The sequence below is a fragment of the Janibacter massiliensis genome, assembly GCF_900289115.1.
Lineage (GTDB): Bacteria > Actinomycetota > Actinomycetes > Actinomycetales > Dermatophilaceae > Janibacter_A > Janibacter_A massiliensis.
The window spans coordinates 2,193,967-2,207,766 of record NZ_LT985196.1 but is presented as its reverse complement, the minus strand read 5'-3'; the positions used below and the strand labels follow the sequence as shown (position 1 = coordinate 2,207,766).

Genomic DNA, 13,800 nt, shown 5'->3' with positions numbered 1-13,800 from the left:
CGGGGGCAGGCCTCGAGGGCGACGGAACCGTGGGCCTCGGCGTGCCCGTGACGCCCACGGACGCGTCGGACGACCCGTCGGTCGAGACCGTCGCCTCCGCGGGCGACCCGCCGCCCGCGGAGCAGAAGCCGGTGGCGCTCGTCGTTGACTCGACCGCGTCGCTGCCGGTGGAGCTGGCGGAGGAGTCCGGCGTGATCGTCGTGCCGCTGCACGTCGTCGTCGACGACGAGCAGTTCGTCGAGGGGGTCGACATCACGGCGCAGGAGGTCACCGACGCGTTGCGGCGACGGGCCCCGGTGACGACCTCGCGCCCGTCACCGGACGCCTTCGCCCGCGCCTACGCGACGGCCGCGGAACGGGGCGCGGGCTCGATCGTCTCGGTCCACCCGAGCGCCGAGCTGTCCGGCACGATCGGGTCCGCCCGGCTCGCGGCCGGTCGCGCCGAGCTGCCCGTCCACCTCGTCGACAGCCGCGCCGTCGGGATGGCCGTCGGGCTGGCGGCGGCCCGGGCGGCCCGCGCCGGTCGGCACGGGGGGAACGCCCACGACGTCGTCGACGTCGTCCGCCGCGAGTGCGGGGCGAGCTCGACGATCTTCTACGTCGACTCGCTGGACCACCTCCGACGCGGTGGTCGGATCGGGGCGGGGGCGGCCTTCCTCAGCGCCCGTCTGTCGATCAAGCCGGTGCTCGAGGTCCGCAACGGGGCGATCGTGCCCATCGAGAAGGTGCGGACGGCGACGAAGGCGCTCGCGCGGATCGAGGACATCGTCACCGAGCGCGTCGCGGCCGTCCCGGCCTGGGCCTCCGGCACCGAGATCGTCGTCGAGCACGTCGATGCGGCCGACCGCGCCGAGAGCCTCGCTCGCCGACTCGAGGAGCGCCTGCCACAGGTGGGGTCCGTCTCCGTCGTCGACCTCGCGGCCGTCGTCGCCGTGCACGGCGGCCCGGGGACGATCGGGGTCGCCGTCTGTCCCCACGGCCCGGGTCACGGCGCGCCTCGGGCACACTGATGCCCATGAGCGAGAAGCCCTCCGTGATGTTCGTGTGCGTCCACAACGCCGGGCGGTCCCAGATGGGCGCGGCGTGGACCCGGCACCTGTCCGGCGGTGCGGTCGAGGTGCGCTCGGCCGGGTCCGCCCCGGCCGACTCGATCAACCCGGCGGTCCACGAGGCCATGCTCGAGGTCGGCATCGACCTGGCGGGGGAGACCCCGAAGATCATCACCCCGGAGGCCGTGCAGGCCTCGGACGTCGTCGTGACGATGGGGTGCGGGGACACCTGCCCGTACTTCCCCGGCACGCGCTACGAGGACTGGGTCCTGGAGGACCCGGCGGGGCAGGACGTGGCGATGGTGCGCCGCGTCCGGGACGAGATCCGCGTCCGGGTCGAGACGCTGCTGCGCGACCTCGACGTCCCCGTGGTGGGGTCTGCGGGCTGAGCGGACCTGGTCGGACCGGCGGCCCGGCCTCGTCGCCGTCCACAGCCAGCGGCCGGCGCGTGGTCCGATCCACAGGCGCCTGAGCGAGGGTGATCGCGCCGGGCCGGATCCCTAGCGTCCCGGTCATGCCGCTGACCCGCCAGCACCCGCCGCGCGACCGCCTGCTCGAGATCCTCGCCGAGGTCGCCGACTCCCGGACGCCCGGGGACGACCGCGCGGGTCGAGCGACGAGCGGGGGACCCGGCGACGCGTGGGTGCCCACCCGGGACGACGTCGCCACGGACCCCGCCCCCGACGGCGTCCGCGACGGAGTCCTCCGGCGCCGCGCGCGAGCGGGGACGGCCGCCCCGGCGCCTCTGACGATCCCCCCGGCCCTGCGGGAGGGTCGGCTGGCCGTCGACGGGCGCGTCCTTGCCACGGTGCTCGTCCTCGTCGTCGGGGTGGCCGTCGTCCTGGGGGTTCGGGTCCTGCGCGCCCAGGACGCCGGCACGCCGGTCGCCGCATCCCCGGACGGTGTCGAGCAGACGGGAGACCGCAGCGGCTTCACGTCGACCGCCGGGGCGTCCGCATCGTCGGCCGGCGCTGCGGAGCCGTCGCCGGGTGCCGCGGCGCCCGCCGGCGCACCCGGGGCGACCGGGGAGGTCGTCGTCGACGTCGTCGGGCGCGTCCGCCGGCCGGGGGTGGTGCGGCTGCCGGCGGGTTCCCGGGTGGCCGATGCCGTCCGCAGGGCCGGGGGCGTGCGCCAGCCCGCGCGGACGAGCGACGTCAACATGGCGCGACCGGTCGTCGACGGTGAGCAGATCCGCATCCCCGCGCCGGGTGAGAGACCGTCCGTCCTCGCGCCGTCCGGGCCGGGTGCGCCCGGTGCCGCACCGGCCGGCGGTGCGGCGGGCGGTGCCGGCCAGGTGAACCTCAACGAGGCGGACCAGTCAGCGCTCGAGGAGCTGCCGGGCGTCGGGCCAGTCACGGCGGAAAAGATCCTCGCGTGGCGCACGGAGCACGGTCGGTTCACCTCGGTCGACGAGCTCAAGGAGGTCAGCGGGATCGGCGAGAAGACCTTCGCGGAGATCGCTCCGCACGTCACGGTCTGACGGATGCCGCACCGTGGGCGGGACGCCGACGTACCACGCGGCGACTCTGCCCGTGCCCATCCCCGGCTGGACCTCCGGCTCCTGGTGCCCGCCCTCGTCGCGTGGGCGGGGACCGCGGCGACGATCACGCGTGAGCCCTGGCTCGTCGGTGGGCTCGCGGCGTCGTGCATCGCCGCCGGGGTCGTGCTGCGCGCCCGGCCCCTCGCCGCCCTCGTCCTCCTGGCGACGGGTCTGACGTTGCTCGCGTCCGCGGCCCACGGGTCCGTTCGCACGGCCGGCCCGGTCCCGGGGTGGGCCGCCGCCGGGACCCACGCCCGGATGGAAGGGGTGGTGCTCGCCGAGCCGGTCGTGCTCACGCGGCCCGGCCAGGACGCGGTGACCGTCATCGTCCGGGTCCGGCTCGAGCGGGTGACGGCGCGAGGGCAGACCGCGCGGGTGAGCAGCCCCGTTCTCGTCCGGGGTGACGAGCGGTGGCGCGAGCTCGGCTGGCGAGACCGGGTGCGGTTCGACGGTGGGCTGCGGGCGGCCGATCCAGGCCAGCGCGAGGTCGCCGTCGTCCGGGCCGAGATGCCGGAGGTCGACCCCCGGCCGCCGTGGCTGCGCTCGACCGATCACATGCGGGCGGGGCTGCGGGAGGCGTGCGCCGGGCTGCCCGCCGACTCCCGCGGGCTCCTGCCGGGGCTCGTCGTCGGCGACACCTCCGGCACCCCGCCGGAGCTCACCGACGCGATGACCGAGACCGGGATGTCCCACCTGAGCGCCGTCTCGGGGGAGATTGCACACCGCACATAGTCAAAACCTGGGCCGAGATCAGCCAGTCCCCGCGTTCGGCGGGGTGGGACAGCGAGGTCAGCCCGGGCGTCTGCCCCACACGGTGTCACGGGTTCGGTCCGGGCCGGTGGGGCGGGCGTCGTTCACACCTGTTGACTTATTCGGTTCACTGCGGTTTACTGAGGGTGTTTGCACAGGAGAACACCGAGCCGAGGAGCAGCCATGCTGGACTACGACCACATCGAGCGAGACACCGTCGAGGCCATCGTCACGGCGGCCGCGCTGTCCCCGATCTCGCCCGCCGAGCAGCGCGCGCCTATCGGCGTCGAGGGGCTGTGGGCGCACCACCGCGGCCGCTACGAGCGCCTCACCCAGGTGAGCGCCGAAGCGTCCCGGGTCGACCTCGTCTCCCGCGTGTGGGTGACCCTCGGCACCGGGCCCGGGCCGGCGCTGTCCCTCGAGGACCTCGCCTACGGTGAGGACGACGAGACCGTGATCGCCGCGGCGCTCGAGCGGTGCACCCGGCTCGCGGTCGCGACGGTCCGCACGTGGAGCAGCCAGCAGCGCACGGAGGTCCTCGACGCGGCGCTGGCCCTCATGGTCATCGCACGCAGGGAGGCCGCGCAGCCGCTGTCCTTCCACCTCGACCCCGCGCCCGCGGCTCTCGCGCGAGTCCTTCTGCGCGGCGGTCTCGACGCCGGCGTGATCGAGGCGATGATCGTCGACACCATGACCGAGACGCTCGCTGCCCGGCCGTCGAACGTCCAGCCGGGCTTCCCGGCCGCCACCGCCCGACAGATCCTCGACAGCGCGCAGAGCGTCGAGTGGGCAGACGACGACGTGGACCTCGTCGCGGACGCGGTGCAGACCTACGTGCGCGGCGACCTGGGCTCCATCGCAGCCCGCGCCTCGCACCTGCGGGACCAGGCCACCGCCGCGCAGCAGGAGCGTGACGCCGCGATCCGCGACGCACACGAGCAGGGCGTCTCCCTCACGGACATCGCCTCCACGACCGGTCTCACCAAGGCGCGCATCCACGCGATCGTCAACCGCTGACCGGGCACGACGAAACGGCCCCCGACCTCCCACGAGGGGAGGCCGGGGGCCGTATCGGTCCAGCGCTGATGAGTGCGCGCTTATCAGGTCACAGGAGGTCGTCGACGTCGAGACCCTCGCCGGACGGGCTACCGGGGCGCGGCGCGGCCGAGAGGCCGATCCTGCGGAGTGCGTGGTCGACCTGGGGGATGGCCATCACCCGGGACAGGATCCCGGCCGTGACCGCGATCGCCGCGCCGACCGCGACGAGGGTCGCGTCGAGCCACGCGGGCAGGGTCGCGTGCTGGGCGAGCTCGTCCCGGGCGATGCCGTCGACCGATGGCCACACGATCCCCAGGACGAGGACGATCGAGATCGCCGTCTGGACGATCGTGCGCGCCGCCGCACGCCGCGGGTGCCGCGTCTGAGTCGGGGTCGCCGTCGTCACTTCCGGGCCGCCTTCTTGCGACGCTCCGCAGCGCGGATGATCCGCGCGACCGGCAGCATCAGCGTCGAGTAGCCGAGCGCGCCCGCGACCGAGATCTCCGTCAGCTTCGACCCGTTGATCGCCTTCACGCCCGCGCTGAGCGGGATCTTCGTCGCGAGCAGCGCCTTGATGCCCGCCCGGACCTCCTCGCGCACGACCTCGCGGACGATCGCGCGGATCTTCTTCTCGTCGTCGGTGGTGACCATGAGCTCCTCCTGTGTGGTTCCCCGCGCCACGTCAGCGCGGAAGCGGTCCATGTCGAACGTCGGGTCGACCTTCACCCCGAGGGGGATGGCGACTTCCTTGTGGCCGCGCGGGGGCGCGGCGATCCCGTAGTGCGACTGCAGCGCGGCGACCAGCCGCACGTAGGCGTCGTACATCGCCGGGTCCCACCACGGGCCGAGGCCGTCGTGCTCGGCCTCGATACCGATGGCGTTGCTGTTGCTGTAGCGCCCGTCGATGACCGGCCCGGCGTGCCAGCACTTGCCGGCGGCGATGATGTAGACGACGCCGTCACGGCCGAGCCCGAGCTGCGAGAGCGGGCCCGGCAGGTCGGAGCGGCCGTCACGGACGATGGCCAGGCTCGGATAAGACCCCGTGGCCCGCGCGGACGTCGCGGTGTGGTGGCAGACGATCCCGGACACGGACTGCATCGGTCCGTGGCCGCGGGTGCGCCACCCGGGGACCTCGACGACTCGCAGGCCGCTCTTGCGGCAGGCGTCAGCCAGGTCGGTCAGGTACATGGTGATCCTCCGGGGATGACGAAGCCCCCGGCCGGTGCGGCTCGGGGGCTGGTGGTTCGGGGGTCAGAAGCGCAGGCGCGCCGCGATCTCCGGCGGCAGCGGCGGCAGGGGCGGGACCGTCCCAACCTCGACGCCGGTCCGCAGGGAGACGATGTGCTGAGCGAGGAGCTCCTCGACACGAGTCATCTCGTCCACGCGGCGGGTGAGGTCCGACACTGCGCGCTCGGCCGCAGCGGCCCGGTCCTCCGCCGCGGCGGCACGCCCCATCGAGGCGTCCAGCCGCTCCACGAGGGAGGCGTAGCGGGCCTCCCACTCACCGACGAGGTCGACGTGGTCACGACGGCCGTCCCGGCCGTCCTTGCGGGCCGCGAGGATCGGACCGATGAAAGCCCCTCCGGCGGCCGCAGGCAGGGCCATCTTGAGGATCTCGATGATGAGCCCGTTCACTCGTGACCACCCCGCTCGTCCGCGTCCGCCCGGAGCAGCAGGTTCCGCATCTCGAGCCGCGCCGTGGCCTCCTGGAGCTCGATGAGCCGCCGGAGCGTCAGCACCCACCCGATGAGCCCCACCGCGGCGACGGCGACCCGCAGGCCGCTCATCGTCCCGCCCGTCCCGGTCGCTGCGACGATGAGCCCGCCGTGCAGCGCCGCGAGCGCGGCGAGGGAGAGGATCGCGGTCTGCACGGCCCGCCACCGCCCGAGGATGCCGTAGAAAGCGGCGAGCAGTCCGGCGCCGACCATGCCGACGCCGTAGGCGATGGTCCAGAGGCCGACTGCTGCCTCCATCGCGGCGGACGGCGCGAAGATGCCGACCGCGCCGACAGCTGCGGAGAGGATCGCGTAGGCGATGAGGAGCCATCGCCAGGTCTCGCGACGAGCGGTTGTCATGATGCCGTCCACGGTGCCTCCATCGGTCGGGGTGACTCGCCAAGGGCTCATCGGACGATTGGCCACCCGTGGCCCGGACGGAGCTTCCAGTCGATGCTGGGTCGACCCCAGTCGATGGGCGCCCACTCGGTCAGGTGCCACGGGAAGCCATTGACGTCGAGCGACCCTTCGTACAGGCTCGGGATTTCGCTGACCCACGGGTCCACGCCGGTGAGGTGAATCTCGGTCTGGCAGTTCTCCAGGTTGAAGGCATGGCAGTAGAGGTTCTTGTCGGTCGCCAGCCCGCCGTACTCCTGGAACGCGCGGATGATGAGGCCGGTGAACGGGTGGTAGTCCCGAGGGTCGACCCACTTCGGCAGGCGGCACCACTGACCCTCCACGGGAGCGTTCGGGTCGTCGCTCGTGCCGTCACCGGAGACAGCGGGCCACGAGCACCCCTTCCGCATCTGCGAGGTCGTGAAGCACACTGCGTGATCTATCCGCCCCATCCGCGCCTCGGCCACGCCGATGAACCCCAGCGGGTTGTGCATACCCACTGCCGCGCTCGTCCCGGTGTCCAGCGAGAGCGGGTAGTTGGTCTCAGACAGCCCCGTCAGGCCGGGGCGAGCGATGGAATACCCGGCAGACTGGGAAATCCAGTGGCCGGGCTTGCCGGAGACTGGTCGGACCATGAAGAACTCGCGCATGATCCCGGTCGCCGTGTCGTAGATCGCGATGCTCATGTCCTGGTTGGAAGCAGGCTTCGCCCACGACGGCCACGGGATCGGGCCTTCGAGGTACATCTGCTCGTGCTGCTGGCCCGCCCCCCGAGCGTCGTCCATGTACTGAAACCCGCAGGTGGGGTCTGCGGAGTCCACGACGTAGATCGGGATGGGTCTGGTCCCGAACGCTGACGAGTTGAGGCCCGTCCGGGTGGACGACACCAGCGTCCCGTTGTCCCACATCCACTTCGCGTGCGCGGCCGAGTCCTCGGCGATCGGCATGGCAGAGATGTCGCGCTGGAGGACTGTGCCCTCACCCAGATAGGGCGAGAACGGCGAGACTGCCGACGCCCCTTCGAGTTTGAAGCGGTCCATCTCGCCCGGCTTCCACGCGCCCTCGGAGGGGTGGTAGGTGCGCGGGATGGAGCGCGACCAGTAGCCGTTGTCCTGAGGCCTCCTCACGGCTGCACCGCCCGCGACCCGGCCATGATGCTGTTGACCCGCCATGCGTGGGAGGCGGTGGCGTAGTTCGAGAGGGACACCGCGACGCCCACCATGCGACCACGGGTGCCGGTGATCCCCACGGTGGAGTATGCGTGGTTCTGCCCCGACGGGGCAGTGACCGACAGGGTGTCGCCGGTCCACTCGAACCGCCAGCGACCCTTCGCCGGACCCGCGTAGTTGTAGGCCGGGGAGGTTGTGAGCCCGGTCGCCGAGAGCGTGATCTGCGGGGTCGCGCCCATCGTCACCTTCACGCTCGCGCCGCCGGTGATGGCGTTGCCCGAGATGACCCCGCCGAGGGTGACCGTCCAGCTGGAGGTGCCCGACCCGAACGGCAGGGCATCCACGTCGAAGTCGATGACCTGCGACTGGTCCATCGTCTGGAAGGCCCGCTGCTGCCCCACCCACGCGCCCTTGCCGACGAACTCGATCGCCCCGCCAGCCGTGGCCTTCGTGAGCGTCAGGTCCGGGTTCATGGAGGTGCTGTACCGCCAGTTGATCTGGCTCGCACCGCCGAGCGCGTTGTCCCATGCGCGTGCCGTATTCCACCCCGCGACAGCACCCGCCGGTGCGGTGATGAACTGCTCGCCCGCTGCGAGACCCGTGAAGTCGTCCGAGGACTGGAGCAGGTAGGCGTTGGGGTCGGGGTAGTTCTTCGTCCACGAGTACGGCGAGGTGAGGTAGTAACCGGGCTGGGCGACTGCCGTGACCGTCACGTCGAGCGGCCGGGTCGAGGGGACCGTCACGGTGCCGGTGACGACCCGGCCGTCGTACATGTAGTCCACGCCGACGAACGACGGGACCGAGAACGTGCCCGCGCTGATCTGCCACGCGGGCTCCCGCGGGATCACCGGCACGTCCTGCAGCGGCTCGACCTCCGGCACCCACACCACCGGCACGCCATACATCGTCGTCTCGGTCGGCGGGGTGTCGGACACGACCATCCAGAAGCCCTGCGCCTGCGCCTGCGCCTGCGCGTCCCACGGATCACCCTTGGCGCCCTTCGGCAGCCTGAGATCCAAGATGAGGTTGGGCGCAACTCCCCTGACGGATGCCGAGGCGCCCACTCCAGTCGGGAGGGTCGCCACCTCCCCGATGGTGATGTCCGTGGGCGGGGGCTCCTTACCCGGGCTGCCGCGGCGGACGCGCTCCACCTGGATCGCGTTGCCGCGGTGACCGGCGTGGAACGCGTCGCTGTCGGCGACGAACCCGGCGGCGACGGTGGTGCCGGCTTCCTCGATACGGACCCGCTCGGCGGCGACCGCTGCGGCGGCCTGGTCGGCGGTGAGGTTCCAGGTCGCGAGGTCATCCTCGAGCGTCGCGTCGATGCGGGTGCCGGCGGTGTCGTCGAGGACGAGGGAGACCGGTGGTGCCCACGGGCGGGGCTGCTGATCGGTGTCGCGCAGTGCCGCGGCGAGCGTGGCGGGCTCGCCGCGGGTCACTCGCAGCACCAGTGGTTGAGGCTGGTCGCCGAGGACGAGGACGGGGCGGGTCGGCATGGCAGCTCCTCAGATCGTGCGGGCGGAGATGGTCGTGACGTGCCCGGCCTCGACGGCGCGGGAGAAGCGGTGCTGGATCCGGGTCACACGGGCGCGGATGTCCGGGACCAACCCGGCCGGGTCGCGGAACATAATCGGGTCAGCGAGCTGAAGGCGAAGATCACCCGGGATCGTGACGTCGTCGATCTCCAGCCGTGGGCTGGTGATCGACGACAGCAGCGCCTCCGCGAGCGCGGTCGTGGCGGTCCTGCCCTGGCGCCATGGGCTCTCGTCGAGCTTGAGGATGCGGGTGCCCCAGGCTGCGGTGGCGGCCTGGTCGGTGACGTCGACGACGGCGGGGGGGGGGGGGTGGCGTTTACACACATCGGGCGCCCCCNCGGGGGCGTGGCGGGAGGCGATGAAAAGGGCGGGGTCTCCGGTCTTCACGCCGAACGGGGTGGTGGTGTAGTTGGGCTCGTCGAAGGCCTTGGGCCAGACGGCGTACATCGTGACGCCGGTGGTGTTCTCGACCTCGAGCCGGATGGTGTTGGGCCCGATGGGGTAGGCCGTGGCCCAGATGTAGGTGCCGGCGTTGGTGTAGACGTTGTTGCCGCTCGCGTCGGTGCAGATGACCATGGACGCGGGGAGGTCGTACACGCCGCCGGGGTTGGCCTGGACGAGGTACACCTTGCCGTCGGTGAGCTGCACGGGACGGCCAACATCGATGATGGTCGACGAGTGGCCGTCGTGGAAGGCGAGCGGCTGGTCCGCGACGAACGCTGCGACCTTCGAGGTGGTGGACCCGGTGGGGTACTCCTCGAGGCGGGGTCGTGGTGCGGTTGTGGTGAGCGCGGTTCGGACGCTGTCGAGACGTGCAGATCCGTCGAGGCGGTCGATCGTCTCGGTGTCGAGCGTCAGCACGGGGGACGTCGAGGCGTTGACGGTTGCGCGGGAGCGGTAGGAGAAGCGCCCGCTCTCGTCGAACCCGGCTGCGGCGAACTCGGCCCCGGCGATCTCGCGGATGAGGTCCCACGCCTCACGGGACTGGATCTCGGGCAGAGCTTCCAGGGTGAGCGCGGACTGCTCGACGTCCGCCTGGGGAGTGAAGTCGAGGATCGACGCGTCCGGCACGGTCAGCGCGGTTGTGGAGTCGACGAGGTAGGCAGCCAGCGCCTGCATGCGGCCGGTCTCGACAAGGAGGTGCATCGGGTAATGACCGGCCGCGGTCGGCGGGGACCACGACCCGGACAGCACGACGGTGGTGTCCCTGCGGAGCGACCAGGACCCGGACTGGTGGAGCGCGATGCACCAGTGGTGCCAGCCGCCGTCCGGTTCGGTCCACGAGCCGAGGGTGGTCCAGGACTGCGACCAGTCCTGCCGGGCGAGGACCTGCACCGTCCCGCTCGACGTGCCGTACACCCGGACCTCACCGGTCGACCCGAGCTTGATGGTGATGAAGTCGCCGGCGATGCTCCGGTTCCGGTTGTAGAAGAACTCGGCCATGAAGCGGCACCCCGGGCGCCACGTCGACCACCCTGACGGCCACACGTCGAGCTGCCACGACGGCATGGTCGCGAGCGTGCTGCCGAACCGGCCCTGCGTGAGGAACGAGGCGCCCGGGGGGACGCCCGTCCCCTTTGGTGCCACCCACCCGACGTCTGCGAGCGCGCCGAACGCGAGCGGGACGGAGATGATGCAGTTCGCGCGGGGCGCCGGCGTGTACCGGATGCCGGCGGCGTGGAGCGCGGCGACTACGACGGCCGAGGCGTTCGTCGGGTAGCGCCACAACCGGTTGAACGTCGGGTCCTTGACCGCGCCGAACGCGGGCAGGGAGACGGGCTGGCGGCACCGCTCCTCGAGGCCCAGGGCCTTCCATGTGACGTATCGGGTGTCCTCGGTGAAGTTCGCTTCCCGGGTGACGCCGCGGAAGAGTGGTTGGAGGTCCCCGTCGTACCCGGCGTCGGGGGAGAAGGTTCCTGCGAGCCACCGATCGCGGGAGTCCGCGGGGTGGGGGGCGCCGTCGCGCAGGTCGAGGGTCGCTGAGGCCTCCGTGATCGCTCCGCCGCCGAGGAAGGTGACCTCTTCGGGTGCGTCACCTGCGAGCTCGCGGGTGACGACGAGCTCGACCGCCCGGGACAGGTCGCGGACGTCCGGGCTGATGCCGGGCCGGGTGACCATCTGTCCCGAGACCTGCACGGGGTGGTTCGCGCGGTCGGCGAGCGCCGCGTCCCAGGCCGGTGTCGTGGGCCTCATGCGCGGCCGTCGGCGAGGCTGACGCGGGCCATGGCGCGGGCGAGGACGCGCCCGTCGAGGACCACGGGGATCTCGACCGGGACATCACGCGGACGGGCGGGGCGGAGACCAAACTCGCGACCGCGGTGCAGCGGGACGACCGCCTCGGGGCCGGCCTCGCCGATGAGCGCGAGGGTCGGGGAGCTGACGATGCCACCGCGCGCGAGGGCGGGGACAGGCATGTCGGGCACGGACCAGGACTTGCCGCCGACCCCGGGAACCCACCCGGGGACGGTGAACCCGACCTTGCCGATCGAGCCGTTCCAGGCGCGGGCGACGCCGCGGAGCGCGAAGCGAAAGCCCCTGCTGATGGTGGTCCCGAGGTTCTTGAAGAAGCCCATGATGGGGCGCCACTTGGTGATGAGCAGTCCCATCGGGGTCCACTTGAACACGCTCATGAACGCGTCCTTCAGGATCCCGGCGTAGTGCTTGATCTTGTCGACTACGAACCGGAACACCAGGGGGAAGCCCTTGATCGCGCGGACGATGAACGAGAAGGTCTTGTTCACGCCTTCGCGGAACCAGCCGACCTTCTTGTACATGACGACGATGGCGACGACCGCGACGGCGATCCACGCGAACGGGTTCATTGCCGCGGCGGCCGCGGCCGCGGCGTTCCACGCCCACTGCGCGGCGGTCGCGATTCCGGTGGCTGCTGCGCCGCCGAGCTTCGCGGCGGACGCGACACCCTCGGCTGCGGCCGCTGCGAGGGTGGCCACCTTGAGCGCCAGCATCACGCCGGTGAGGACCCCGAGCGCGGCGACGACGACCTTGACCTTCCCGGGGTTGCTCGCCATCCACGAGGACACCGTCGCGAGCGCGCCCACAAGCTTTGTGACCGTCGGGAGGAGTGACTGACCGAGCTGTGCCTGGGTGTCCTCCCAACTCGCGCTCAGCTTTGCTTGCTGCCGTTCCAGTGTCCCCGACTCGCGGGCCGCAGCGCCGTGCGCGTCCGCGGTCTGCTTTGTGACCAGCGACAGCGCGGCCTGGGCCTTCTGCTGGTCGGTGAGCTGGACCTTCTCGCCGTCCATTGCCTTCGAGAGCCTGGACTTGGCGTTGATCAGCTTGGCCTCAGCGCTCAGTGCCTCGTCGGAACCCTTGCCGTGCTCTCGGAGCGCCTCGGTGTAGTCCCGCTGAGCGAGGATCGCCTTGTTCTGGGCGGCCTTGATCTTGCCGAGGTCCTTGGTCGGCTTCGCGAGCCCCATCGCGAAGGCCTCGGCCTCGATCATGGTGGCGTTCATCGTGACGCCGTACCGCTCGATGGGATCTGTCTCGCCACGCATCGCGGACGCGAGCGCCTCGACGCTCTCCTTCGTGGAGCCGCCGAACTGCGCCGCAAGGTCACCACCGATCGTGATGAGCTTCTCGGTCGACCCGGCGTAGTCCTCGATCCCCTTGTTCTTGAGGCCGGCGCCGAGGACAGTCGCGAGCCTGAGGTACTCGTCCCGGGTGATGCCGAGACTGTCGGCGGCCTTCTTGGACGCCGCGTCGATCTGGCCGGCGTTCTTCTTGAACACGGCCTGCATGCCACCGAGGGACTGCTCCGTCGACGACGCGGCGCGCACCGACGCGGCACCGACGGTGAGTGCGGCGCCACCGACCGCGGCCAGCGCCACGTCGGCGCCGGCGGAGAGCTTGTCGAACTTCCCGCCCTGCTTCTGGGCGGTGTCACCGACCTTGTCGAGCTCCTTCGACGCGCGGTCGCGGGCGATGATGTTGAAGATCAGATCCTTGGCGGCCATGAGCACCTCCTCGGGCGGTCAGTCAGTTCTGGTCGAGCTCGGTCGCCGCGCGGCGCTCCTCCTCGAGCGCGACGTCGCACGCGGCGAGGAAGGCCCAGCACTCGACGAGCGGGAGTGCCCACAGGACGGGCGGTGTCACGCCGGGGAAGAGCCGGGCCACGTGGACCATGCGCGACCGGATCGAGTGGGTGATCCAGTCCTCCCGAGTTACGGGTGGCGCGTCGTCCCGGCTGGCGTCTGCTCGTCGACGGCGGCGCCCCGACCGGAAGCCGGCGGGGCCAGTCGAGGGTCCGGCGCTGCCTCACCGTCGCTGTCGTCGCCGTCGCCGTCCGCGGCATCGGGGACCCACACGTCATCCTCAGCGAGCTCGTCGAGGATCTCCTCGGCGCGCCGGAGCGTGATGAGACGCCCGCGGGAGCGCCACGTGAAGAAGACGACCATCGACGCTGCGACCATCTCGAGCTTGGCCATCTCCTGGACCTTGCCCATCTTCCAGCCGGTCTCCCGCTGGAGTGCTGCGAGGTCCTGCGCGCGGGCCTCGTCCATCGAGACGGCGTCGACCCACTGGTTCTTGAAGTCCTTGTGGCGGAAGCGCATCGTCTGTGCGGGCTCGGACTGGTCGCTCATCGGGTTC

14 protein-coding genes are annotated in these 13,800 nt (G+C 71.8%); 5 read left to right on the top strand and 9 right to left on the bottom strand.

Features of this window, described 5'->3' with window-relative positions; translation table 11 throughout:
- The first annotated feature begins 41 nt into the window (after positions 1-41).
- From DAA34_RS10780 to DAA34_RS10760, 5 genes are all read left to right on the top strand, one after another.
- Entirely contained in the window at positions 42-1,010 is a 969-nt protein-coding gene (locus DAA34_RS10780) for a DegV family protein (protein ID WP_234354218.1), read from the top strand.
- 5 nt (positions 1,011-1,015) lie between these two features.
- Positions 1,016-1,438 carry an arsenate reductase ArsC gene (locus DAA34_RS10775; RefSeq protein WP_106819226.1) on the top strand — a complete coding sequence of 141 codons (423 nt, stop codon included), beginning with the start codon at positions 1,016-1,018 and terminating at the stop codon, positions 1,436-1,438.
- Positions 1,439-1,563: 125 nt separating this feature from the next.
- The gene (locus tag DAA34_RS10770) at positions 1,564-2,529 is read left to right on the top strand and encodes a helix-hairpin-helix domain-containing protein (RefSeq protein ID WP_106819224.1); all 966 of its coding nucleotides are present in this window, start codon (positions 1,564-1,566) and stop codon (positions 2,527-2,529) included.
- Between the two features lie 3 nt (positions 2,530-2,532).
- On the top strand, positions 2,533-3,321 hold the full coding sequence (locus DAA34_RS10765) for a hypothetical protein (protein ID WP_106819222.1): 789 nt from the start codon (positions 2,533-2,535) through the stop codon (positions 3,319-3,321).
- Positions 3,322-3,522: 201 nt separating this feature from the next.
- A complete protein-coding gene (locus DAA34_RS10760) occupies positions 3,523-4,356 on the top strand; it encodes a hypothetical protein (RefSeq protein ID WP_106819220.1) in 834 nt (277 codons plus the stop codon).
- Between the two features lie 88 nt (positions 4,357-4,444).
- On the opposite strand, the gene DAA34_RS10755 is transcribed toward DAA34_RS10760, so the two are convergent.
- From DAA34_RS10755 to DAA34_RS10715, 9 genes are all read right to left on the bottom strand, one after another.
- Complete coding sequence (locus tag DAA34_RS10755; protein WP_106819218.1) at positions 4,445-4,783, bottom strand: hypothetical protein; 339 nt, start codon at positions 4,781-4,783, stop codon at positions 4,445-4,447.
- Positions 4,780-5,565 (bottom strand): peptidoglycan recognition protein family protein, encoded by a 786-nt coding sequence (locus tag DAA34_RS10750; protein WP_106819216.1) that lies wholly within the window; start codon positions 5,563-5,565, stop codon positions 4,780-4,782. Before DAA34_RS10750 ends, DAA34_RS10755 begins: the two co-directional genes overlap by 4 nt.
- 63 nt (positions 5,566-5,628) lie before the next feature.
- Positions 5,629-6,012, bottom strand: a complete 384-nt coding sequence (locus tag DAA34_RS10745) for a hypothetical protein (RefSeq protein WP_106819213.1) — start codon at positions 6,010-6,012, stop codon at positions 5,629-5,631.
- Positions 6,009-6,452 carry a hypothetical protein gene (locus DAA34_RS10740; RefSeq protein WP_158707719.1) on the bottom strand — a complete coding sequence of 148 codons (444 nt, stop codon included), beginning with the start codon at positions 6,450-6,452 and terminating at the stop codon, positions 6,009-6,011. The genes DAA34_RS10745 and DAA34_RS10740 overlap by 4 nt, the downstream gene beginning before the upstream one ends.
- 47 nt (positions 6,453-6,499) lie before the next feature.
- A complete protein-coding gene (locus DAA34_RS12325; RefSeq protein ID WP_199847455.1) occupies positions 6,500-7,615 on the bottom strand; it encodes a hypothetical protein in 1,116 nt (371 codons plus the stop codon).
- Positions 7,612-9,153 carry a hypothetical protein gene (locus DAA34_RS10730; protein ID WP_106819209.1) on the bottom strand — a complete coding sequence of 514 codons (1,542 nt, stop codon included), beginning with the start codon at positions 9,151-9,153 and terminating at the stop codon, positions 7,612-7,614. The genes DAA34_RS12325 and DAA34_RS10730 overlap by 4 nt, the downstream gene beginning before the upstream one ends.
- Before the next feature lie 2,228 nt (positions 9,154-11,381).
- Positions 11,382-13,166 (bottom strand): phage tail tape measure protein, encoded by a 1,785-nt coding sequence (locus DAA34_RS10720; protein WP_106819205.1) that lies wholly within the window; start codon positions 13,164-13,166, stop codon positions 11,382-11,384.
- 22 nt (positions 13,167-13,188) lie between these two features.
- Complete coding sequence (locus tag DAA34_RS12185; RefSeq protein ID WP_158707718.1) at positions 13,189-13,335, bottom strand: hypothetical protein; 147 nt, start codon at positions 13,333-13,335, stop codon at positions 13,189-13,191.
- A 38-nt stretch (positions 13,336-13,373) separates the two neighbouring features.
- Entirely contained in the window at positions 13,374-13,793 is a 420-nt protein-coding gene (locus DAA34_RS10715; RefSeq protein WP_106819203.1) for a hypothetical protein, read from the bottom strand.
- Positions 13,794-13,800 lie beyond the last annotated feature (7 nt).